Raw genomic sequence first — 22,529 nt, 5'->3', positions numbered from 1 at the left:
GGATCAGCACTCTCAAGGTGGGGGCCGCCCGAACGCTGAAAGGCAATGCGAGCGTTTGCATCAACGATCGCCTACGGCGGCGATGAAGCCGCATCTGGTGAAGGTTGTATGCTGCGTCTGGTGTGATGAAGATTCACGGGGGTGTGGGGGCCGGGTCCTCGTCACCCGCCCTCATGGGGTGATGCCCTCGCGCCTCATGTATCGCACGAGCGCGTCCGCTTGCGCCCGCAGGAGCTTGTCCGGATCGACCGTCAGTTCCATGACAGCCGGCAGGAGTTCGGGCCACAGCGCGTACATGGCCGCCCAGAGTCCTCCCTCCCGGATCCGGGCGTTCTGGTCGCGCATCGCTTCGGTGATGAGCGCAAGGAAGGCACCCTCGCAGGAGACGGGCGCGCCTATGCCCGCCCTGACGAGCACGGCCCGGCGCTGCTCCACCTCCGGGGCGCAAACGACAGCGTCCAGCAGTTCCGCGTCCTCAAGCGGCTCGAAGTAGTCCGAAACGATCCGGGTCAACGTGTCGACCTCATCGCGGCCGGCGCCAGTGATCATCACGAACCGTGAACCGTAGGGGTACTCCTGCCCGTAGTGCAGGTAACTCCTCCCGGCGACCGCCCAGGTGATCTCCCTGGACAGCCCAACCTCAGGGCTCGCGCTCACCTCCCGCTTCATGTCGGCCTTCATCACCGCCGCGCATTCGATCACCTCACGCTCACCCTCACCATCGCGTAACACCAGCCGACGACCGCGGAACCGCCCCCAGCTCATGGATCACCATCCCTTCCCGGGAACCCTCAACGCGCTGCCCACACCATCACAGGCACGTCACCACAAACCGGCACCCCGAAAACCGGCAGAACCGGCCTCAACAGGCATCCGGCTCATCGACGGCCGACCCTACAAGATCTCTCAAGCTGGCCTCCCCATGACGGTGAGCCGGGCTCCGTCCACGAAGACCAGGCGGCGGAGGGGTTGGCGCCGATGCTGTCGGCCCGACCCGCGGGCGACAGCTGATGACCAGTCAATTGACGGATTCACCGTCTTGCTCGGTTTACCTAATGTTCACTGCGGCGTCCATCCCCGGCGAGCCCAGCCGACTCATGGCGGCGCCGAGGCCAGCCACTATTGCGGGGAGGAGCCGACCATGGCCCAGGAGATTTATGTCACTTCGGCTGCGATCTCCAGCATCCAGCACCACCTTGACGAGACGTTCATTCCGGCCCTGGAAGCCTTGAAGAAGACCATCGACGACACCGACGTTCCCGCTCCGGGTTTCGGCATGCCTTTGGGCTTGGCGTTGAGCCAGGCGTACGGGGCGAGACAGGATGACGTGCGGGGTGCCGTGGACAAGGCAGTCAAGACGGTGGAGGCGTGGGTCACGGCCCTGGAGACGATCAAAAAGAATTGGCGGGACGCCGAGGAGAGCAGCACCGTCGTCTACAAATGAGATCGGAGGGGAACCCGCGTGGTCTACTTTCCTGCTTTGCAGCAGGCGGCCGCCTGGAATTCTTTCAAGGAGGCCGCGAGGTGGGAGAAGCGGCTCGTCCCGGCCGTCGTCATGTTGAGCACGGCGGTGGCGAATGTTCCCGGCATGGGGGATGCGAAGGCGAACTGGAACGCGCTTGCCAAGGCTTTGGAGGTCGAGTATCCGGGCCTGCTGGGCAATGCGGTGTTCCTGTCCCGCGCCGACTGGATCGCCGATGACCGTCAGGCGTTTTTGAACGCGGCCGCCGTTTTCGGAGGCGATCTGCAGAAACTGAGCGGCCTTTGCCACACCATGGAGGGTCAGGTCGATCAGATACGGGACGCCTATGCGCGGTACTGGTACGAGATCGGGGCTCTTGCCTCCATCGTCTTGAGCTACTTGGCCGCGACCTTGCTCATGAGAGCCACGCCGTATCTGAGAGCCCAGGGGGAAATCGCGCTCGCCCGGCTCGTCGCCTTCACCAATTTCGTCCTCGCCAACCAGACGAAGATCCTGGCGACCTTCCTGGCGGCGGTGGCCGTCACCATGGCCGACACCGGCACGGCGCTGCCGAAGATATTCAACCTTACACCGACCGGGGGAGCCCGCATCGATTTCCAGAGGGCGGTGATCTCCATGGATCCCCCCTCTCAGTGGGTGGCGCCCAAGCGCGAGAAGCCGGAGCATGCCAAGAACACCGGCCCGGCCGCGTCGGCCTGAAGAGCCCGTCATCGGTAGTGAAGCAGCCACCGTGGAGAAGGAGTCATCGTGTCCGCCATGCCATTCGACCCTGCGAAGATCGACCTTGCCGATCTGGACCGCATCCGAGACGAAGCCCAGCAGACCATGCGTCGCCTGTCCGGAGCGGAGGGGGAACTGTCCAGCGTGCAGGGCGTGGGGAGCGGCGCCAGCGGTCTGATCACGGTGCTCACGGATGGCGCCGGCCGGGTGACCAAGATCGATCTGAATCCTCGGGTGACGCGGCTCGACTCGCCTACTCTGGCGGAGGAACTCCTGCGGGCGATCGGCACCGCTCAGGATGAGGCGGCGCGGCGTACGCAGGAATTGCTGGAGAACGCCCTCGGCGGTCAGCTTCCCCAGCAGATGTTCGATCCGGACAGGATCGAGGCCTTGCTGGCCGAGTCCGACGCGTCCTTCGCCGCGTTCATCAACGAAAAGACCAGGCGGATGGGAATCGACGGCGGCAGATGAGACCCCCTGCTTGGTCTCCAGGCGCTGATGCGGCTGTGAGGTGCGATAGGCGGCTCCCCGGGCGATGGGTGTCGCAGCGGGACAGTCGTGGGGCGCGCCGGTCGAGCGCAGGCGTCCCGATCTACCGTGTGGATCATGATCGAGCGCACCAGGATCGAGAGCCCGGCACCAGGCCTCTTCGACGCCGCGTCAGGGGTGCCGTCATCGCACGCCGGTCGGGAAACCTCCCTGATCACCCAGTCGCCGTTGTCGTCTCGTATTGGCTCGTGCTCCTCATCCAGCAGGTCGAGGACGTCGTTGACGATGAGCGTCTGCTCGCGGACATGCCCTGAGGCGCGGATCAAGGTGCCGGTACAACTCGGCGAGCTCGGGTTCCGGGAGGTCACCGCACAGGTCCATGGTAACCATGACTGCGTGAATGTCTGCGATGGCGGCAATGCGGGAAACGGGACCGACATTCACCGGGTGAGGCGTCGTCTGTGACCAGCCTGTTCATGATGTCGTGGATCGCCGTACACTGCCGCCGTGGATGATCTTGACCGGGTGGGCGCGGCGGGCCGGAACTCAGGTTCCCGGACGGAGTTGCTCTCCTCGATCGGTGCGGCCCTGGGCCTGGGCGGCCGCTATGAGGCGTCCCCGCTGCCACGCGCGTCCGGTTACCTCTCTCCAGCAACGATGCAGGAAGCGCCCAGCGATCGCGGTGTCGAGATCCTCGCCGAAACGATCGACCGGCAGGACGGCCACGTCGGGTGGGTCGAGCAGGTGGCAGGCAGCCCCGCGCACGGTCACATCCCGGTGAACATCACGATCAACGTGGCCGGAGGTGGCCTGCCACATCTTCGAGTGGATCTGCCCACCTACAACCCGTTTTTCGGCTGCAATGTGAAGGAGATGCGGTTCTTCGACGAGACGCTCGTCATCGTCTACCGGGAAAAGCATCACACGATCGCCTGCAGCCTCGATCTGCCCTCCGGTGAGCAGAGGCTGAGCACCGTCGGGGCTCAATGTGTCCTCGCCGGGGCGCTGCTGTGCCACCTGTCATGGCGTGGCGATCGGGTGGACCTCCTGGCTCTGCCGGATTTGATGCCCTGCCTGCCGCTGCCGGTCCCGCCGATCGACGCCGGTAGTTCGGCCTCGATCGGCGCCGACGCGGGACCGGACGGTTCGTGGCTGCGCTGGGCCGAAGTGGGAGCCGCTGCCGAGCATGACACCGGCGGCGCCACGCTCCTGCGTGAGCGGCAGGTCCACCGGTGGTTCCTGCCGGACGAGGCGCAACGCGGCGTGCACCTTGACCGGGTGGCGGTGTGGACCAGGCTGCGCGAGTTGCTTACCGCTTTCGGCCTGAACCACCAGGAGGCCGACATCCTCATCGGCGTAGCCGCCGTGCCGCTGCTGTACGTTCCCCGCTTTGTCGCCGGAACGTACGCCCGCCTGCTGGATCACGACACCGGGTCGCCCCCGTGGTGGTTTCCCGTCGCGTGGTATCAGCATCTGCTCAGCAGCGAGGGGGATGGTGAGGCGGCGCGTTGGCTGGCCGGTCTCGACCGCTTGTCCTCGGGGGATGCCGAGGACTTCGCCGGTTGGCGGGCCGGGTGGAGTCGTGAGGAAGGGGCGGCCCAGCTCGTCCTGGCCCATCTGCGTACGCATGCTTCCAGGCTCGCGTCGGCCTGCCGCGCTGGCCGGCTCCCGGCCGATCAACACGATTGGCACAACGGCTGGGGTCACCCGCTGCCGATCGGTGCGTTCCCGAGGGGGTTCCGCCGCGCGTGGAATCATCTCCCCGCGCGGTTCCGGCCGGGGCGCCGGCCGTGATCCGCGATCTCCTGATGACGTCCGGGTGGAGTGTCACCGCGTCCGTTTGACGGGATGATCTCGGCAGCGGTGGGACGCGTGCCAGTGTCAGCTGACCCGTCTGCCTCCATCCGGGCGACGTCGGTTGGGACCAGCGGTACGGCCACTCGCACTTCGGACGGTGCAGCACGATCTGGCTGCGGAGCTCGCACCGGAGATCAGCCTGTACCTGCTCTGCTGGTACGGCGCCCGTCTGACCTTGGACGTCTACCAGCAGGGGATGCAGGCCGATTCGATCGACCGGCATCCGTTCCTGGCGATCTCAATAACAGGCTATCCGGACATCACGTTCACCGGGCCTGAGGAGCAGGTGGGGTATGACTTCGAGGCCGATGAGAAGGCAGAGGACGAAATCCAGACTCTGTCGTTTCGCATGTTCGCCGGAGAGCTCGGGGACTCGGTATCCGTCACTGTCCACTGGGACCGTATCGAGGTGCCGCCCTTGCGAGGGGAGGTCGCGCGAGAGGGAGACGTAGTCGCACTGCGCCCGCTGCCCGGGCACTTTGAGCACACTGCCGGGTACGGCTACCAGGATTTCGAACTCTGACGGCGGTAGAAGAACGACCCCGCCTACCGCGACCGCACGTTAAACCGAGCTCATCCGATCCCCGATCGGGAACTGCACCCATCGACCTTGATGCCGTAGCTGCCGACCTGCGCATAGCTGTCCCCACAGGGGCCGGCGGCTTGCGCCGGTGCGGCCTTGGCGGGAAGGCAGAGGCAGGCCAGCATCGCACCTGCCAGTACAGCGATCCTTTCGTGATGCTGCATCGGTTTCCATCCGCTGGGTGATTCGGCGGCTGGAAACGGTTGGGAAAGGATCTGTCGGGGTGAACCTGTCAGCGAACCTCAGATGACTGGTGTGCGGATCGGATCTTCGCCGTCGGCCTCGGGTCAAGGGCCGGCGCAGCATGGACTCGACCGAAGGGCCGCCCACCCCGAAGGGGGGTCGACGGCCGGACCGAGATCGCGCTACAACGCGTTCTCGACCGAACGGGCCGAAGGCGTCGTCCGAGGGATCAGTGGCACTGTTCGCCGCTCACCTGGCGGGTGAGCGGGCCGATGATGGCGATCAGATCGATGCAGGACCGGCCCCCGATGACACGTACACAGGCCCTGCTCGATGCTTGCGCATACCGAAGTCGGCATCAGCCGACTTCTTGGCACCAGCGAGCGCGATGTCCACGGACATGAACTGCCTCTCCCCCGACGCCTGCGCCTGGACGATCGCGCAATTCCTCTCCATGTCCGGGTTGTAGTAGACCTCGATGGAGCCTGCCTTCGGCCCATGGTCGGGGATACGGTGGCTGTCCACCCACTCGTAGCCACGACCGCACGGCCCGGCGGCTGCGGCGGGTGCCGCGTTCACGGCCAGCCAGCATCCTGCCAAGGCCATTCCTGCAAGAGCCGCGAGCTTCTTGCGGTAGCGCATGTGTGTCCTTTCTTGCGGAAACGTGCGGCATGGCAGGCTATGAGAGGGACGGGGACGGGCGCATCCGTCACGCGACTGGCATGCGCCGCGTCGGTGGCCTTGGCTCGCTTCGCCGCACCCGCAGGCGGGCGGCCAACTGGCGGCGCGCTGGCTCATTCTGCGGCCTGAGTTGCGCGCGACGGTCAGATCGCGTCAGGGGGTCTTGAGAGAAGGATGCCGATGTCGCCAGGTCTGGCGAGCGCGTGGAGCGATGCCACGGCTCACCGGTCGAGGTCCCTGATGGACTTCGGAGTTCGTCGCCCGAGCCGACCTCAGAGGTAGCGGGGGAACAGGTCCGTCGTGGGCCAGGAGGTCACCTTGCCGATCTCGGCGTTGATGCGAGGGCTGAGCACGTCGAAGTCCGGTGAGCCGCTCTCCTCGTTGCGGTTGAACAGGGCGGCGTAGGTGAAGCCGTTCTGCAGGCGCGCGGTGTAGGTGTAGGTGCCGGGCAGGCCGCCACTGTGCCAGGTGTTGAGGTGTCCCGTGACCTGGCGGACCCACAGACCGGCTCCGTACCAGGAGCCGCTCTCGGTGACGCCGGTCTCCGGTTGGGCCACCATCCTGGAGATGGAGGTGGCATTGAGCACCGTGCCGGGAGCGTCGAGGATGCGCGCGAAGCGCACCAGGTCCACCGCGGAGGCCAGCCAGCCGCCGCCGGGGCCGCGGTTCTCCATGCTGAAGCCCCCGTACGGGGCCTGCACCGTCGCGCCGGAGGCGTCGGTGACGGTCGTGCTCGTCTGTGCCGACTCATAGACGATCTCGCCGGGCGCGGCCTGTGCCTTGAGGGTATGGCCGAGCCGCATCCGGGTGATGCCGGCGGGGGCCAGGATCTTCTGCTGGATGTATGCCTCATAGGTCATGCCCGACACCTTCTCGACGATCATGCCAAGCAGCAGGTAGCCGTAGTTGCTGTAGGCGTACCGGCTGCCGGGTGTGAAGTCGAGCGGGCGGGCGCAGGCGTACTGGACGATGTGCTCGCGCGTGATCGGCAGAGGCACGCCGAGGGAGCGGGCGATCGTGTGGTCCAGGTACAGGTAGTCGCCCGACAGGTCGCGGTCCCAGCCGCCGGTGTGCTGCAGCAGCCGCCACACTGTCACGTTGGCCAGCCGGGGGTCGGCCGTGGTGGGCAGTCCGAGCAGGGAGGCGACGGATGTGCCGAGGTTCAGCTTGCCGTCCTGGGCTAGCCGCATGATCGCCACAGCGGTGATGTGCTTGCTCAGGCTGGCGATGCGGAACAGCGAGGTGGGGCCGAGCGTGGGCACGGCCGGATCGTCGCTGTAGCGGTAGGCCCGTGCGAGCACGAGCTTGCCGTCCTTGGTGATGGCGAGCTGGGCGCAGGAGATGGCGCGCTCGACGATGTAGGTCTTGATCACGTTGTCGAAGCCGGCCAGCGCGGCCGGGGCCACTCCGGCGGTCTGCACCGTCGCGGCGAGCGCGGGGTGGGAGGTTCCCAGAACGAGGGCGGGCACGGTGGCGGCGCTCGTCGCCAGGAACCGTCTGCGGCTCAGACCAGTCGACATGGACGTGCGCGGCTTATTGATCGTCATGAGCAGATGTGTAGTGGATCGGTGACCTCTGGTGGATCGATTTCACCCGGATTGCCTCCTGCGGGCCGAAACGGATCCTCGGCCATCGGCACGGTTTGGGGCCTCCCTTGCGGGGAAAGGCGTGGGGAACTCGCGGATGTCCTCGTGGTGGCCGGCACAGGAACGGCCTGGCGGCCGCGAGCCTGCCTGCGGCGTGCCCTTGGGGGAGGTATCCCTGAACGCGGAGGGGCGAGCGCCATGAGGGCCACGCACAGGCAGTGGACTCGCGCCCCGGCGCGCGAGTCGAGAGCCTATCCGAGATTTCGGTCGCTTCAGTCGCTGTGAGCCGGGCGGGCACCAGACAGCGACCGGAGCGACCGAGGGTCGCTGTCATGCAGTCGCCTTTTCGAGGGAAGGGGTGCGTTCCGGGGCATGCGAGGGCATGGGTCGCTTCGGTCGCTGGGACGAGCGACTCTTCAGCCATCGCCGATGCCCTCGTGGAACTGGCCTGGAGGGCTGCTGGCCATCGCCACGATTAAAACCACTCGGCTCCGCCAGCGAATCTGTCACGTGACTGGTGAGTTCCCTTGCCGTACGGCATCGCCTGATTGTGGAGAGGCGCGAGGGGCGGGGGCCCCTGTCACGGAGCGACCGTAGCGATCCTGATCGGCCGTTGTCGTCGGGCTGGTATGGGTTGGGGTGCTTGCTGGATGTGTCAGCTCGGCACGGTGAGGCAGCCGGCCGAGACAGCGACTGTTCCAGGCGGCTGTCAGTGCTGTTGCGGCCAAACCCTCCTCGGGCTGGGGTGCCCGGCCGCCGTCGGCGAGCGTGTAACCCGTTTTGATCAGGCCGTTCGTGGCCGACGGCAGCCGTGGCAAGCGACCCAGAAGCTCTCGCGTCGCCGGGGCTGGGGCCCGTCGTGAGGGCTTTGTGTGCATCCGTCAAGTGACTGGTTGTGCGCGTTCAGGTGGGAAATGGCCGTTTCCGGAGGCGCGAGCTGGCGTAGGGTCGGTCATGGTTGCGGCCTCGGTCGCTCTGGTCGCTGATACCAGGAAGACGGGGCACGCAGGGCGCTCTCATGAGGGGCGGATGTACAGGCGAAGACAGCCAGCGACCGAAGCGACTGATTCTCACGTCCGAGAAGGCGAGGTCGCGGCCAGGGGGAGACACGGAAAGTGGAACGAAACTCACTGCGTCCCGGGGAGGGCGAGCACCGTCGACATCGGTGTAGTGGTCCCGCAGGGGGCTTTGCCGGGAGGACTCGTGATGTCAGTGACCCAAGCTCATCAGGCCAGGCGGCATTGAGTCGCTGCGGTTCGGTCGCTGTGGTTGAGTCGCTGGACGAAACAGCAGGTCAGCAGGCCGGCCGTGGCTTTCGGAGCGACCCAAGCGACTGTCCCTGCCCTATATGGCCCCGTAATACTGCTCGTTTTGCAGGCACTCATAGATGGAGACCTGAGTCGCTTCAGTCGCTCCCAGGTCGCTGCTGTCCTGCTCAGCAATGTGTTCCTGCTCATGACTGAAGCGACTCAAGCACCAGCGACCGAAGAACAGGGAGCCAGCCGTCGACGGGCCTGGGGCAGAGGCAGCGGATGGCCTCTCCCCGTTGTTCCCCCTTTCTCCCACCCGCCACGCCTGCCTAATCCGCCGCACACGCCCCCCGGTCCGCTACTCTGTTGTGCCATGTCCGAGGGTCGGTCGCTTCAGTCGCTCCAGTCGCTCAGCTCCACGGCGACCGCCGAGCTCGACTCGTCCCACCGCCGGGCATGGCCCCAGCACACCGACGGCCGAAGAGAAGGGACGATGTGACGCTGCTTTCCCCTCTTCAGACAGCCGATGCCGTACAGCCTTTCCCGAGTGAGTCGCTCTCTCTTGCGCGATGGTGCGCCGCTCAAGGCTGGCCAGTCCACCCACTGGCCCCCGGCCGGAAGTTCCCCGCCCGAAACTGCGCCGTCTGCCAGGCCCCCGGTCATGTGGCTGAGGGCTGCCCCTGCCTCACCGAAGGGCGTTGGTGCCACGGCCATCTAGCGGCCACTCTCGACCAGCAGGTCATCAACCGGTGGTGGCGGACCCAGCCCGGCTCCGGCGTGGGCGTAGCGTGCGGCCCAGCCAGACTTGTCGTCATCGACATCGATGCCCACCCCACGCCTGTGCCGGACCGCGACCAGCTGTTGCCCGGCATCCCCATTCACCCGAAGGTCGACCTGACGGGGCTGGCCTCGGGCTATCACACTCTGGCTCTTTTGGCCGCGTTGCGCGGCCAAAAGAGCCCCGCCGAAGACGCCACCACCTTGCGTATCCGCACCCCCTCGGGCGGGCTGCACGTCTGGTACCGAGCTGATCCTGGTATGACGTTCCTGTGCTCCACCGGCTCTGGTAAGGCGCGTGCTCTTGCCTGGCAGGTGGACGTCCGAGCGCACGGCGGCTACATCATCGCCCCGGGCACCCGGACGAAGGACGGCCTCTACACCCCGTTGGGAGAGAGCCGTCAGCCTGCGGCACTTCCCCGCTGGCTGGCCCAAGAGCTCGCCCGGACCGGACATGTGCCTGGCGACAGGCCCCGTACACTCGCCGAGACGAGCCCGCCTGTCCCGCCCCGTGCCCGCGAAGCCGTCACGAAGGCAGGAGGCGGCGCGCATCCCGCTCTGCGCATCCTGCACACTCTGGCGGCCGAGGTCGAAGCGTGCGCCGCCGTCGACGAGGGCGCGGGCTTCACGGCGAAACTGAACCGCGCCGCCTACACTGCCGGCGGCCTGGTAGCGGGAGGCTACCTCAGCAGGCAGGACGCGGAACAGGAGCTCACCAGAGCCGCCCGGCACGCCCGCGCCGGACAAGAGAACCGCTCAGCGAAAATCATCGCCAGTGGCCTGACCCGAGGTGCCACTCGCCCGCTCTATCTTCAGGGACGCTCATGACTCCCAGAACGGAGCCAGGCAACTTCAACGCCGAAGCCGTCGCACAGCAGATGCTCGACCTGGCCGACCTTCCCACCGCCGCGCCGGCCCAGGAGTCCTCCCTGCCGCCGTCGGCCACCAAGAACGGCCTGCTGCCCGAACATCTCAGCGACCGCGGCAACGCCAAGCTGTTCGTCGACCTCTACGGCCGCGACTTCCGGCATGTGCCGGGGCTCGGCTGGTACCGGTGGGCCGACTACCGGTGGGTGCTCGATGAAGGTGACACCGTCCTGTGGGCGGCCGGCGACATGGCCGAGCAGCTGGCGACGATCGACCCATATCACCGCCACTCCCCCGCCGAACTGAGACGGCACAAGAAGCGGGCGCTGTCGACGGCCGGCATCCACGCCATGCTGCTGCAGGCCAAGGCCGCCCCTGGCATGGCGCTCAATGCCACCATGCTGGACGCCGATCCGTACGCCTTGTGCACTCCGGCAGGCGTCGTGGACCTGCGCACCGGCCTGATCACCCCGCCCGACCCGCACAAGCACCTTCACTCGCGGGCCACGACCCTGGCCCCGGAAACCACCCCCATTCCTCGCTGGGAACGCTTTCTGGTCGACACCTTCGGAGATGACGCCGAAGGCGAACAGACCATCGACTTCCTGCACCTGCTGCTCGGCTACTCCATCTCGGGCGATGTCGGGGCGCAGGTGCTGCCGTTCCTGTTCGGCGCCGGAAAGAACGGCAAGTCGGTTCTGCTGGAAGTGATGCTGCAACTGCTGGGCGACTACGCCGACGCCGCGCCGCCGGGATTCCTCATGGCCAAGTCGTTCGACGGCCATCCGACCGATCTGGCCGAGCTGCACGGCCGCCGCATCATCGTCTGCTCCGAGCTCAAGCCCGGCGACCGCTTCGACGAAGCTCGGGTCAAGCTCCTGACGGGCGGAGACAAGATCAAGGCCCGTCGCATGCGACAGGACTTCTTCAGCTTCGACCCGACCCATCACCTGTGGCTGCTGGGAAACCATCGGCCGGAGGTCAGTACGGGAGGCTTCGCCTTCTGGCGGAGACTGCGCTTGATCCCCTTCGAGCGCGTGGTGTCCGATGCCCAGAAGATTGACAACCTGGCGCGCATCCTGGTCGATGAGGAAGGGCCGGGGATACTCGCATGGCTCGTCGATGGTGCACGCCGCTACCTGACCGGGGAGAAGGACTTGTCCGGTCCTGAACGGGTACGTCTAGCTACTGACGCCTATGAAGCGACGGAGGATGTGGTGGGGCGATTCATTGCGGATGCGTGCATAATGGCCCCCGGAATGCGTGCAGAACAGACCAGCCTCTACACCGCCTACACTCGCTGGTGCGGTGAAGAGGGAGCTTCGCCGGTCTCAGCCCGTAACTTCGCTGCACGCATACGCGACACACTCAAGATGGCCTCACCCAAGGACATGGTTCTGTCCAACTCACGCAAGTACTACCCAGGGATCGCACTCAGCGCCGACTTGCAGGATCAGGAGCCGCAGCGATGAGTCTGATCAACGAAGCGAGCTTGATCCACGAGATCGACATAGTCTGGCTCGAGGACATCGACAAGCTCGACTACGTCCGCCAGAGTCTCGATCGGCTGCCCACGCGTCGAGGCAAACCGGCCTATCACCGCGATGGCCGGATGGTGGGATACGCCGTCCTGGGGCCGTCAGCCAAGGGGGCTGCGGCATCCGGGACCTTCCACCGCAGGGTGTTCTGGCTCGCTCCGCACGATCGCGACACGCTGCCCGGCGGTGAATACAGCACCGGCGCTCCGCTGGAGTCGGTCGATCCGCGCACGCTCGCGCCGCGTCAGCCCGGTCACAAGACCGAGCGTTCCGAAGGAGGTCCGCCTTCTCCGGCCATGGTCGCCCTGGGCCTCACCCTTCCGAAGGCTTGATCTGCAATGTCCGTCGGCGTGCTCCTCGAGCTTGCCGCATGCCTGGACAGCAGCGTCGGCCCTGAGGAGACGCAAGCAAAACCGACCCCCGCAGACAGCTCTTGAGAGAGGCGAGCACGTTGCGGTGACCGACGACGTGGTTCGGCCGGGCACTCGCAGGGCGACCTGCGCCCGGCTCCGCGCGACGGAGGTCAACCTCTCAGCGCTTCGTGACGACCATGACGAGCCAGCCTTTGTTGATCTGCATGATCGGCCCTTGCGCGACGGTGATGTGGCCAGGCTATGACCGGTCACGGGGCAGCGAATCTGTCACGTGACTGGTCTCAGGATCGCTTCCTAGGACGCTCATAGGGCAGCACGGAGCGGGCCATGGACAGTGCTGGGACCCAGCCTGGACGCATCGCTCCGGGGTGACCGTTCGCGTCAGCAGGAGTGCCGCGTCCACCGACTTGGTAGCCGGCCGGAGCCCGCCCGCGGTGACGGTGCGGGTGGCCCGGTCGACCATACCGGTGAGCTCGACTCGCCCGACCACGCCGTCGTCGAACGTCACCAAGATGTCCAACGGCGTGGAGTCGATCTCCATCCGTCCGCCCGGACGGTTGGCGGTGACCTGGCTGAACTCGCCATCCGGGCGGCTGGCCAGCGATCGGCGGGTGCGGGCAGAGCCGGTGACGTGGCCTCCACGGGAGAGCCGGTCGAACAGGCGGCAGAAGGTTGCGCGAGAAGGCATGCGGACATCAGGTTGATCGGCAACGAGCTGGCCGATCTTCCCGTAGAAGTAGCTCGCCGTTCGAGCGGATCGCTCCGTGGACTCCTCAATCGCCTGAGACAGCGTCGCCAGCACGTGCGGGTCGACTCGTCCAGATGATCCGCCGGTGCCTTCGTAGCGTCCGTCGACCAGCCCGGCCAGGCCTTGAGCCTGATAGCGCTGACGCTTGCGCTCGATGGCGCGCAGGCTGACTCCCTCACGGCCCGTCTTGGCCGGTTCGCGGGCCTTGGCCTGGTCGCGTTCGCGGACCGCGGGCAAGCCGGGGTCGAACTCAGGTCTCGGTCGAGTGCCAGCCGGGGCATCGGGGCGCACGCCGGTCAGGACCTCGACGATGTAGTGCTCCCACCAGCAGGCCTCTTCGACGACCTGCTCGGCAAGGTCGTCCAAGAGCCCTGCCGGTAAGGTAAGCGGTGCCCAGCAGGGCCGCCCAGGAGCTCAAAGGAAGGGTCGGCCAGCAAGTGCGGCAGGTGCATCGCGGTGGTGCCGCCGTTCTCGGCGGCGAGCCGTACCAAGGTGCCGGCCAAGCCGACCACGGTATGCATCGTCTTCTCAAGGATGACTCGGTCACCGAGATGCAGCCCAGGTGGCCTCGGCGTTCGTGCCGTACTCATGGCAGGTCCGATGCGCGAACGATGGCGGCCGGGCCGAGAACCGAGGAATCAAGGTCTGTGGTCAGATGCCCGGTCCAGAGCAGGTGATAGAGCACCGGAAGCGTCACCAACTGGTCACCAACCTGCTGAGCGCCGCGCAACAGCGCGGTCGGAGCGCTGAATACGTGGAGCAGTTCTTGAGCGAGCTCTTCCCGATAGCAGCGCCGGTGGCGATAGCCCGCCAGCCAGCGAAGGTTCGATCGCAGCACTGGGTCAGGGCCGCCCGTTCGATGGAACTTCCAGCCCACCTCCTCGCAGGCGCGCCCCATGGCCGCGAATGCCTCACTCGCCGCCGGATCGACTCGGTCGTCAGGTCGGACATCCACGACCAGGCCTTGGCCGTCCCGCGTCCGGGCGAAGTAGTCCGGTGCATGTCGTCGCACGCGATCGTCGGCGGCCCAGGTGAGCCAGAAAGGTTGGGAGGCGAAGGCGACGATGTCCTGGTCGAAGTCCATCGCCATCAGCACGTCGCGCTCGACCCACGACTCGTAGCCAACGTGATCGCCAGTTGTGGCCGACCACCACCAGCCTGGGAAGTTCTTCTGCCCGCGGAACGACGGAAACGACCGCACCGCCGGTGCCCGCTCAAACCGGACATGCCAACTCACAGCCAGCGGGGCATGCTGCTCGACCCCTGCATCGTCTAGGAAGGTCAGATGAAACCCGGTCCGCTCGACGCGAGCCGCCGATAACGCCGTCAAGGTAGACCACCGCCACGTATCGTACGCATTGCAGCCATACGAGGACGCACTGTAGTTGCCAAAGACGCCAGATGTCTGAGACTTTCGCCAATCCACGCCAACTAGGTGAGACATCCGCTCCGCGCACGCCACCTACATGAGACACCGAGTGCTGCGTGATCAGGCAGTCACGCCAACTAGGTGAGACGGAACGGCGAATCACGCCAGGTGGATGAGACGCACGCCAGGTCTCGTGAGACAGGACAGGTCTCGTGAGACAGGACAACGGAGGGTGTCTGGAAGCATTAAAGATGACAGTGAGACCCGCCCCTGACCTTGGCACTGTCACTTTGATTCATGCCGAAATATCGGTGGTCTCGTCATCGAAGTTGACAGTAGCCAGCCGAAGATCGACTGCCGGGAGAACATCTCAGCCCTTGAAGGAGGCGCGCGAGGGCGTGACGCCCCGGCGGATCAGTGGCCGATGAGGCGGACGGGTGTCACCTGCCGATGGTGGGCGACGATGTCCATCCAGTCGGCGAGTGAACCGCCGGACAGGTGGTGGGCGGCGTCGTTGCCGGGGTCGTAGACGGGGCCGATCAGGCGGGTTCTGGCCGGGGTGTCGAGCCAGGCGCGAACCGGGGCCGGGCTCTGCGCGCGCAGGTCCAGGAAGAAGGAGTCCAGGCCGGAATCGCCCAGAGGTGCCTCGGCGAAGTCGGGCGGCGGGGCGGGGACATGGAAGGGCAGCGACCCGTGATGGAAGGTCAGTCCGATGCACAGGTAACCGCTGCCGAAGCGTTCGCGTAGGTAGCTGCCCGCGTTGCGGTGCGTGAGCGATGGGGAGAGCGTCCGGGTGGCGCCGTTGACCATGTGCGCGAGGCCGCCCCAGTAGACGATCTTGTCTCCGGTGTGGTCGTGCCACCAGATTGTGTCCTCGGCCAGGCGTTGTTCGATGGCGTCGCCGACCATCTCCGGCAAATTTCCGAGTTTCAGGGGGGCTCGGTCGGGAACGCCGGCGAAGCGGACCGGGTCGTCCGGGTGCCGTTCGTTGTGGCCGCGCATCCATCGGATGACCTCCACGATCTCCTCAGTCTGCCAGAAGGACCGGGCGCCGGCCAGGAGCGTATGCGGGTCGCCCCGGCCGGTGCGGACGTACTCGTCGAGGTTCAGGCGTGCGGCGCTGTCGCCTTCCAAGGCGATTGAGCGGAACCCCATCTCCTCGACCAGGAATCTCAGCATGCGATGGGCGATGGCCGACAGTTCGTGGGCCTGGCGGGCCGATGAGGCGAGGGCGACGACCGTGGTATCACGCGTCAGGTCGCGCAGGGCCGCCAGATCGGCCAGCGAGTCGTGGGGGGCAAGGGTGGTGAGGGGATGGGCATGCTGCCTGATCCATTGACGTACTGTCTCCGTCATTGCTGTCTCCGTTGGGTTTGCTCTTCGCGGGCTGGTGGGCAGGCTGCGTTTCGTGCGTAAGGGTCAGGCGGCGTAAGGGCGGGCGGTCCTGCCGTCGCGCAATGTCCGGGCCCACCAGGTGAGCCGGTCAAGCATGATGGTGACCGCGCTCGTGCAGCCCTCCGGGTTGGCCGGGTCGCCCTTGTCGTCGAACTGGCCGGCGCCGTGAAAGCTGACGGTGTCCCGGATCCCCACCGCGTGTAGTTCGGCGAAGACCAGACGCAGGTGCTCCACCGCCCGCAGCCCGCCGGACAGACCTCCGTAGGAGACGAAGCCGACCGGTTTGGCCTGCCACTGCCGGTGATGCCAATCGATGACGTTCTTCAGGGACGCAGGGAAGCTGTGGTTGTACTCCGGCGTCACGACAACGAACACGTCGGCGGCGTCCAACCGCGGCGTCAGGCTCTCAAGAGCCTGTGCCGCCTGAGGGGACGGCGCCGCCCCGAAATCCGGCATCGTCATGGGGAGCGGGACCTCCGCCAGGTCGACGACATCGACCTCGAATTCTCCGTGCCGGCGGGCCTGGCGAGCGAACCAGTTCGCGACGGTCGGGCCGGACCGGCCCGACCGGACGCTGCCGACGATGACAACGAGCCTGATCGGCTTCTCGGACATGACAGGGCTCCTCGGGGTTGCTGGAGAGTGCGGCGCTCGTCGCGCCGTGTGAACAGCCTCGTGCTTAAACAAAGGTTTAAGTCAAGCTAGGGTGAGCGATATGTCGGTTTCAGGTGGGGTTACCCAGGAGTTGACCATCGGGGAGTTGTCCGGACGCAGCGGCGTCCCTGCCTCTGCGCTGCGCTTCTACGAGCGCCAGGGACTCATCGCCAGCCATCGCACCGACGGGAACCAGCGCCGCTATCACCGCAGCACTCTGCGCCGGGTGGCGTTCATCCGCGCCTCGCAGAGCGTTGGCATGCCGCTGTCGGTAATCGGAGAGGTGCTGGGCTTTCTGCCGGAGGGCGAGACCGCCACCCGGGAGTTCTGGATGAACGCGTCGGTGTGCTGGAGCAGGGAGATCAACGCCCGCATCGAGAAGATGGAGCGGATGCGCGACCGGTTCACCGACTGCATCGGCTGCGGGTGTCTGTCCTTCGAGCAGTGCGCGCTGGTCAACCCCGCGGACACGCTCGCGGAACACGGTCCGGGCCCCCACCGCTTGCTGGAACCCTGAGTGGTGGTTGACTTCCTGGCGTCACTGACCGGCCGATCCCGAAGATGAACTGCCAGCCCGTACTCGCTTCAGGGACGCCCGGACGGCTGTGCTGGTTTGCCAGGGGTGAAGGCCTTCGCCGGCCAGGAGCAGCGCGGCTTCGGGCAGGTCGAGGTCGTTGGCGGTTTCGGGCGGGTGCAGGTGGTGCGGTGCGCCTGGTTCCCAGAGGGAGAATGGTTTGAGTAGCGCGCGATCGATAGCGCTGACCTTGAGGTGGTTGAGGACTCGGTTGGTGACGGCGGTGGGGTGGTAGTCGTCGCAGTATTTGTGCCAGAGGGTGCCGGCCCAGGGGTCGTAGCGGCGTTGGTCCATGAAGTAGCGCAGCGTGTCCAGCGGGCTGCCGGTGAAGCCGAGTTCGTCGATGATGAGCATCGCCGCGGCGCTGAGCAGCGGTCCGGGCTGGTAGGCGAGCAGGTCGGCGCAGCGTTCGCGGGCGGTGGGTCCGGCGGTGAGGGCGAGTTGGTCGCGTAGGTGGCAGAACTCGTGGAAGGTCCACCACAGGTGGGCGTCGGTGTCGGCGGGGAGCATCTCCGGGGTGCCGAGATAGATCGCCAGGCGGAACAGCAGCTCGTAGAGGTCCCAGAACGTCTTGATGGGTTCGATGGGTCCGTCGCGGGGGCGGCGTAGCCGGGCCAGGAGGTTCTGCTGGATGCGCAGCAGCCGCTCGCCTCCGACCGGCCGGCAGGGCAGCCGGGCGAGTTGCTGCCGGCAGTTGGCCGCGCCGACGATGCGGCCTTGCGGGCCGAACGGTCCGTTGCATTCGCGCCGGTAGCGGGGGGTGTCGCCGACGCTGATCCGGGTGTGGCAGCTCGGGCACCAGCCGGTCAGATAGACGCGATGCTGGGGGCAGATGACGCAGGGCAGCAGGTGCCAGGTGATGCGCCAGATCGGGTCGGGCCCGGCCAGGCAGCGGGGGCAGATCGCGGCGGTCTCGGCGCGCCAGGGCCAGGGCCGGGTGCTGGTGGTGCCGGTCCAGCTGTAGGGGATGAACTGGCCGCCCTGACCGGACAAGGCCATGCGCATCATGGCGCGGGCGCGCAGCCCGGTGGCGTCGCGCAGGTTCTCGAAGACGTACTCGCCGTCGAAGATGGTCAGGAAGTCCTCGCCCAGGGTGTAGCGCTGCGGGGTGTAGGGCGGCAGGCCGAGCAGAGACACGATGGTGTCGCGGTGGCTGTGCTGCGCTTCGACCAGGCGGAAGAACCAGGAGTGGAACGCCTCGCCATCGGCGGGTGGCGGCACCAGGGCCAGCCGGCGTGGCGGCGGCCGGTCCGGTCGCCGCTCTTCGACGTCGAGGTCGAGGTCGGGCTGGATCATCCGGTGCTCGCCTGGCCGGAAGCGGGCGGGTCCTTCTTGGTGCGGCGCCGTGCGGCGGCCTGGCGGCGGGCCGTGGTCTTGGCGTAGTCGACCTCGTCGTCGTGGCCGAGCACCACGCTGTCCATGATGGTGCGGGTGAGCGCTTCGACGCCGGTGTCCATCGCCCGGTGGGCGGACTCTTTGAACAGCATGGCCAGCGAGCCGATGTAGCCGGAGGTGCGTTCGTGCAGGTAGCGCCAGTGACGCAGGGTCAGGTCGTCGGCCGGATGATCGAGCAGGACCAGGTTGGTCTCGAAGTGGCGCACCAGCGACATCCAGGTGCGCTGCTCCTCGCGGGTGGCGATCGTGAGCGGGGCCAGGTGCTGCAGGTCGGCGAAGCGGGAGCCGAACTGACCGGCCCGGCCGCGCTCGTGCCCGCCCGGGGCGGTGCCGGCCTTGCCCGGGCGGGTGCGCGGCGGGGCGCCATCGGTGAACAGGTTGCCCTGCTCCAGCAGGATTCCGGCGCCGATGATGGTGACCGCGGCGTGGTTGGCCAGGTTCTTGATGTGGTCGTTGGTCTCCTGGCCGCCGTCGCGGATCTTGTCCAGCATGTGCAAGTCGTCCAGGAGCAGCAGTTCCGTGCCGCAGGCCTCGATCGCGTCCAGCACGGGGTCGGTGAGGGTCCACTTCGTCGCGGTCCGGCCCGGGTTCGCGACGTGCAGGAACTTGCCGATGGCCTGCGACAGCATGCCCGCGGTTGCGCCGGTGCTGGCGCTGACATAGATCACCGGCACCCGATCGCCGAGAAAGTCTCCGCGAAAGTCGGCCGGTGACCCCCCGGGGCCGGGGGCCAGGTCGGGGTGGCGGCGCCGCCAGTCCAGCTCGCACTCCTTGCCGATCAGCTTGAGCAGCGACGTCTTGCCGCAGTACCCGGGCCCGTTGATGATCGCGCTGTGAAAGGAGGCGTCCTCGCTGTAGCGGCCTTGGGTCAGCTTCGGCTTCAGCGCGTCCAGCACCTGCAGAACCTGCGGATGCTTGAGGAACGGCGGGTTGGCGTTGCAGCTTTTGCGCATCTCATCGAACGGATCCTGCCGCTCAGCGGCCCAGCTGTCGTACTCGCCGCGGCTGACCCGCTCCGGCCGGGGCGATGCCGGGCGGGCGCAGAACTCGCGCCACTGCTCCTTGGTGCGTGGCTGGGCGGCACGTTTCCTCATGCGCTGCCCGGCCCCTGCGGTGCGCCGGGATCCCAGATCTCGAACTCCTCCAGCTCGGACAGGTCCACCACCTCGTCCTCCGCCGGCTCCTGTTCGTCGGCGGGCGGGACCAGGCTCAGCGCCGGAGGCGGCTCCTCGGGCTCACCGAACTGGAGGCGAGCTTGATCACGCTTGATGGCGCGCACGTCCTCGCGGGCCCGCACCAGCTCGCGGCGGGTGCGCGCGGTCGCCGACTCCGACGAATCCATCCGGCGCTGCAGATCCACCAGCTCCTCGGCGATCTGCTGCTGGCTCGGCTCCCGCAACCCGCCGTCGCGAAGGAGTTGGCGGGCTTCTTGGAGCATCCGCGTGGTGAACGGGACGGCCGGATCCGGCAGATGCGTCCAGAACAGCACCCGCCAGGCGCCTTCGAGGAAGATGAACACCCGGCTGGGGTCGCCCGGGTTGTAACGGATCGGCCATTTGCGGCCCTTGCCCGGCACCGGCGAGAGCGCCCGCCGGTAACTGTCCAAGATCTCATCGTCATAGAAGAGGTAGTCGAGCTGGATCCCCTCCGGGCGGATCGTCCGGTACTCGATCGGCAGCCGCTTGCAGTAGTGGTGTGATTGCGGCGGGCAGAGGATGTAGCCGTAGCGGGCCACCATCAGGCCATATGCCTGGTTCGGCGACAGCTCCAGCTCCGGGAACCCCGGGACGACCAGCCCCGAATGCACGCGCCGCTGATAGATGGCCACCGCGTACTCGGCGAAGAACTCCTGCAGATCCTCCAGGCTCCACCGGGCGGCGTGCTCCACCAGCCGGCCCCGGGTGGAGGTGTCGGAGCCCTTGTAACCGGCGACATGCTTGGCGAAATGTTCCCGGATGGTGCCGAAGGCGCGTTCGATGTTGGCCTTGTCGGTCGGATTGGCCTTGCGGGCCAGGCCCAAATTGATCCCGAGGTCGAGGCAGGCCTCGCGCAGCGCCTCAGACAGGTTGACCTTGGCGTGGTCGACCAGGATCTGCTCCGGCCAGATCACCGGCCGGGCCGCGGCCAGCTCCAGCCGCTCCTCCAGATCGACCTCGCGGGTGATGGGCAGGCGCAGCATCCGGTAGGCCAGCGCCTGCTTCCAGCCGGGCCGCATCGGCTCCGGGGTGACCGCCTCGTTCAGCAGCATCACCACGTCGACCGCGCGAGTGTCGCCGATGGTCATCCGCCAGGCCAGCAGCGTCCGGGTCGCAACATCGATCGCCAGCACCAGATGCACCTTGTGGGTGACGTCGCCGATCGGGTCGTAGGCGATCACGTCCAGCGGGGTGGCGTCGATCATCACCACCTGGCCCGGGCGCACCGCCTCCTCCGCCCGGTAGGACCGCTGCGGCCGCGCCGCCGCGCTGCGCCGCGACGGCGCCCGGCCGAAGGTGTACTGACCCGGCAACAACTGCTCGATGTAGCGGGCGATGGTCGAACTCGAGGGCAGCTTCACCACGCCCGGCCCGTGCTCGTCGTCCAGCCGATCCTGCAGCCGCCGGCAGAACCGGTCCAGGCCGCCGGTGGAATCCTCCCGCTCCCCGACCCGATGCTGGACGAGGATCGCATCCAGCACCCGCCGATCGGCGCGGGCCAGCGGATCACGCACGACAGCGCCGCGTCCGTCGATCAGCCCGCTGCGCCGATCTTCGCGATAACGCCGCAGCTTGCGCCACACCGTCGTTTCGCCCATACCGAGTTCAGCAGCCTTGGCCTTGACCCGGTCGCTCACCCGGGGATGCAACGCCTGATCGTAGGCAGGCCGCGGCTCACCTGGTGCGGCCTCCTCCGGATGGCCACTGCGGTAGCCGGTCCTGATCTCGTTCAGGTGCGCTTCGAGGTCACGCGCCGAGGCCGTGCCGTCCTCGGCGAGGCCGTCCAGCAACGCTCCCCTATCGACCATGCTGGAGGGCAGGTCAACGGGGCTTTCGCTCAGCAGCCGGAACCCGGGCGCCGCCATCAAGGCCGCGATGTAGATGGTGGTCCACTCCCCAGCGGCCGACAGCAGGTGAACCTCGCTGCCGCCTTGGCCGACCACCTGATGGCGTTCGTCGCCGAACCAGACCCACGTGCCCTTGGCCAGCCGACGGCCGCCGGCCTCGTCCGGCTCGCTCATGGGCGTGCTCCAGCGTCGCCGGCCGCCGCAGCGGCCCAGACCAGGGTGCTGTCCTCCAACGGACGGGAGAGGTCCGCCACCATTTCGCCGGTCCAGCACAGATGCAGTACGACCGCGCGCGCCACCAGCGGTTCGGCGGTGAAGCTGACCAGTTGCCCCAGCGGCACCGGCTCGCCGGCCAGCGACAGCAACTGAGCGCGGTAGTCGCTCACCCCGACCATCTCGCGGCGATAGCCCGCCAACGCCAGCACGTTGATCGTCCGCTGCCGCCCGGGCGGCTCGCCGACCAGCTCATAGCCCCAGCCCGCCACCGCGCAGCAGGCCGCCACCCGCTCAGCGGTCGCCCGCACTTTCGCGTCGTTCAACCGGCTGGGGTTCTTGACCTCCATCACCGTCGCCGAGTCGTCCACCCGCCGGACGAACAGGTCCGGCGTGGCCTTCCACGCGCCGCGATTGTCCACGCCGGACAACTGCATCGGCTGGCCGGAGAAGCCGGTCACCTCGGGATCGAAGTCCAGCATCGTCATCCAGACGCTCTCCAGATACGACTCGCACTCGATCATCCGGTTCGTCGTGGACGACCAGTGCGTGCTCGGCGTGTGCGCCTGATCGGCCCGGTGCGGGATCCGCCGGATCGCGCCGCAGTTCTCGAACGCCACCTCGGCGGCAACCTCCAGCGGGAGCCGTTCCTCCTGCCCGTCCGGATGCAGAAAGCGAACCTGGACGCTGCGTAACCGCAGGTCGGAAGCCTTCATCACGCCTCCCGAGACCATAAGAAGCGGCTGCTCG

The 22,529-nt window shown here is 67.2% G+C and carries 21 protein-coding genes; 10 read left to right on the top strand and 11 right to left on the bottom strand.

The genetic code is table 11. The features are described from left to right. Positions 1-171: 171 nt before the first annotated feature. Complete coding sequence (locus KIS93_RS04975) at positions 172-765, bottom strand: hypothetical protein (protein WP_186403781.1); 594 nt, start codon at positions 763-765, stop codon at positions 172-174. Positions 766-1,141: 376 nt separating this feature from the next. Between KIS93_RS04975 and KIS93_RS04970 the strand changes: the two genes are divergently transcribed. The 6 genes from KIS93_RS04970 to KIS93_RS04945 all read left to right on the top strand — a co-directional run bounded on the left by KIS93_RS04970 (position 1,142) and on the right by KIS93_RS04945 (position 5,072). Next, positions 1,142-1,444, top strand: a complete 303-nt coding sequence (locus tag KIS93_RS04970) for a hypothetical protein (protein ID WP_168017605.1) — start codon at positions 1,142-1,144, stop codon at positions 1,442-1,444. Positions 1,445-1,462: 18 nt separating this feature from the next. Beyond that, entirely contained in the window at positions 1,463-2,182 is a 720-nt protein-coding gene (locus KIS93_RS04965; protein WP_186403780.1) for a hypothetical protein, read from the top strand. A gap of 57 nt (positions 2,183-2,239) precedes the next feature. Continuing rightward, positions 2,240-2,674, top strand: a complete 435-nt coding sequence (locus KIS93_RS04960) for a YbaB/EbfC family nucleoid-associated protein (protein WP_240973822.1) — start codon at positions 2,240-2,242, stop codon at positions 2,672-2,674. 135 nt (positions 2,675-2,809) lie between these two features. Then, entirely contained in the window at positions 2,810-3,157 is a 348-nt protein-coding gene (locus KIS93_RS04955) for a hypothetical protein (protein WP_186403779.1), read from the top strand. Positions 3,158-3,199: 42 nt separating this feature from the next. Next, positions 3,200-4,486: a hypothetical protein gene (locus KIS93_RS04950; protein WP_186403778.1), complete on the top strand. Its 1,287-nt coding sequence runs from the start codon at positions 3,200-3,202 to the stop codon at positions 4,484-4,486. Between the two features lie 160 nt (positions 4,487-4,646). Continuing rightward, positions 4,647-5,072 carry a hypothetical protein gene (locus KIS93_RS04945; RefSeq protein ID WP_186403777.1) on the top strand — a complete coding sequence of 142 codons (426 nt, stop codon included), beginning with the start codon at positions 4,647-4,649 and terminating at the stop codon, positions 5,070-5,072. A 525-nt stretch (positions 5,073-5,597) separates the two neighbouring features. Here KIS93_RS04945 and KIS93_RS04940 read toward each other — a convergent pair. Both KIS93_RS04940 and KIS93_RS04935 read right to left on the bottom strand, forming a co-directional pair. Next, positions 5,598-5,957: a hypothetical protein gene (locus KIS93_RS04940; protein WP_186403776.1), complete on the bottom strand. Its 360-nt coding sequence runs from the start codon at positions 5,955-5,957 to the stop codon at positions 5,598-5,600. Positions 5,958-6,268: 311 nt separating this feature from the next. Continuing rightward, a complete protein-coding gene (locus tag KIS93_RS04935) occupies positions 6,269-7,543 on the bottom strand; it encodes a serine hydrolase domain-containing protein (RefSeq protein ID WP_246005188.1) in 1,275 nt (424 codons plus the stop codon). Between the two features lie 1,745 nt (positions 7,544-9,288). On the opposite strand from KIS93_RS04935, the gene KIS93_RS04930 reads away from it, so the two are divergent. The 3 genes from KIS93_RS04930 to KIS93_RS04920 are packed head-to-tail and all read left to right on the top strand — an operon-like array spanning position 9,289 to position 12,346. After that, positions 9,289-10,437 (top strand): bifunctional DNA primase/polymerase, encoded by a 1,149-nt coding sequence (locus tag KIS93_RS04930; RefSeq protein WP_186403775.1) that lies wholly within the window; start codon positions 9,289-9,291, stop codon positions 10,435-10,437. Then, positions 10,434-11,948 (top strand): DNA primase family protein, encoded by a 1,515-nt coding sequence (locus tag KIS93_RS04925; RefSeq protein WP_168017613.1) that lies wholly within the window; start codon positions 10,434-10,436, stop codon positions 11,946-11,948. Before KIS93_RS04930 ends, KIS93_RS04925 begins: the two co-directional genes overlap by 4 nt. Beyond that, on the top strand, positions 11,945-12,346 hold the full coding sequence (locus tag KIS93_RS04920; protein ID WP_168017614.1) for a DUF6009 family protein: 402 nt from the start codon (positions 11,945-11,947) through the stop codon (positions 12,344-12,346). Before KIS93_RS04925 ends, KIS93_RS04920 begins: the two co-directional genes overlap by 4 nt. Before the next feature lie 280 nt (positions 12,347-12,626). On the opposite strand, the gene KIS93_RS04915 is transcribed toward KIS93_RS04920, so the two are convergent. The 4 genes from KIS93_RS04915 to KIS93_RS04900 form a co-directional block, all read right to left on the bottom strand. Continuing rightward, complete coding sequence (locus KIS93_RS04915) at positions 12,627-13,502, bottom strand: COG3415 family protein (RefSeq protein WP_186403774.1); 876 nt, start codon at positions 13,500-13,502, stop codon at positions 12,627-12,629. 220 nt (positions 13,503-13,722) lie between these two features. Then, positions 13,723-14,466 carry a TnsA-like heteromeric transposase endonuclease subunit gene (locus KIS93_RS04910; protein WP_222107250.1) on the bottom strand — a complete coding sequence of 248 codons (744 nt, stop codon included), beginning with the start codon at positions 14,464-14,466 and terminating at the stop codon, positions 13,723-13,725. 453 nt (positions 14,467-14,919) lie between these two features. Further along, positions 14,920-15,861, bottom strand: coding sequence for an erythromycin esterase family protein (locus KIS93_RS04905; protein ID WP_186403772.1), 942 nt, complete (start codon positions 15,859-15,861; stop codon positions 14,920-14,922). Between the two features lie 63 nt (positions 15,862-15,924). Next, on the bottom strand, positions 15,925-16,515 hold the full coding sequence (locus tag KIS93_RS04900) for an NADPH-dependent FMN reductase (protein WP_186403771.1): 591 nt from the start codon (positions 16,513-16,515) through the stop codon (positions 15,925-15,927). Between the two features lie 100 nt (positions 16,516-16,615). Between KIS93_RS04900 and soxR the strand changes: the two genes are divergently transcribed. Next, the gene (soxR, locus tag KIS93_RS04895) at positions 16,616-17,071 is read left to right on the top strand and encodes a redox-sensitive transcriptional activator SoxR (RefSeq protein WP_186403770.1); all 456 of its coding nucleotides are present in this window, start codon (positions 16,616-16,618) and stop codon (positions 17,069-17,071) included. Positions 17,072-17,092: 21 nt separating this feature from the next. Here soxR and KIS93_RS04890 read toward each other — a convergent pair whose 3' ends face one another. Genes KIS93_RS04890 through KIS93_RS04875 form a run of 4 tightly spaced genes read right to left on the bottom strand, consistent with a single transcriptional unit; the run spans position 17,093 to position 22,495 of the window. Beyond that, a complete protein-coding gene (locus tag KIS93_RS04890) occupies positions 17,093-18,424 on the bottom strand; it encodes a TniQ family protein (protein WP_186403769.1) in 1,332 nt (443 codons plus the stop codon). Further along, the gene (locus KIS93_RS04885; RefSeq protein ID WP_186403768.1) at positions 18,421-19,617 is read right to left on the bottom strand and encodes a TniB family NTP-binding protein; all 1,197 of its coding nucleotides are present in this window, start codon (positions 19,615-19,617) and stop codon (positions 18,421-18,423) included. Before KIS93_RS04885 ends, KIS93_RS04890 begins: the two co-directional genes overlap by 4 nt. Continuing rightward, entirely contained in the window at positions 19,614-21,740 is a 2,127-nt protein-coding gene (locus tag KIS93_RS04880) for a Mu transposase C-terminal domain-containing protein (RefSeq protein WP_186403767.1), read from the bottom strand. Before KIS93_RS04880 ends, KIS93_RS04885 begins: the two co-directional genes overlap by 4 nt. Further along, positions 21,737-22,495, bottom strand: coding sequence for a TnsA-like heteromeric transposase endonuclease subunit (locus tag KIS93_RS04875; RefSeq protein ID WP_186403766.1), 759 nt, complete (start codon positions 22,493-22,495; stop codon positions 21,737-21,739). The genes KIS93_RS04880 and KIS93_RS04875 overlap by 4 nt, the downstream gene beginning before the upstream one ends. Positions 22,496-22,529 lie beyond the last annotated feature (34 nt).

Origin of the sequence: [Actinomadura] parvosata subsp. kistnae (assembly GCF_900323885.1) — a bacterium.
Classification (GTDB): domain Bacteria; phylum Actinomycetota; class Actinomycetes; order Streptosporangiales; family Streptosporangiaceae; genus Nonomuraea; species Nonomuraea composti.
Note: the sequence above shows the minus strand (reverse complement) of the source record. Positions and strands in the feature narration are given on the sequence as shown.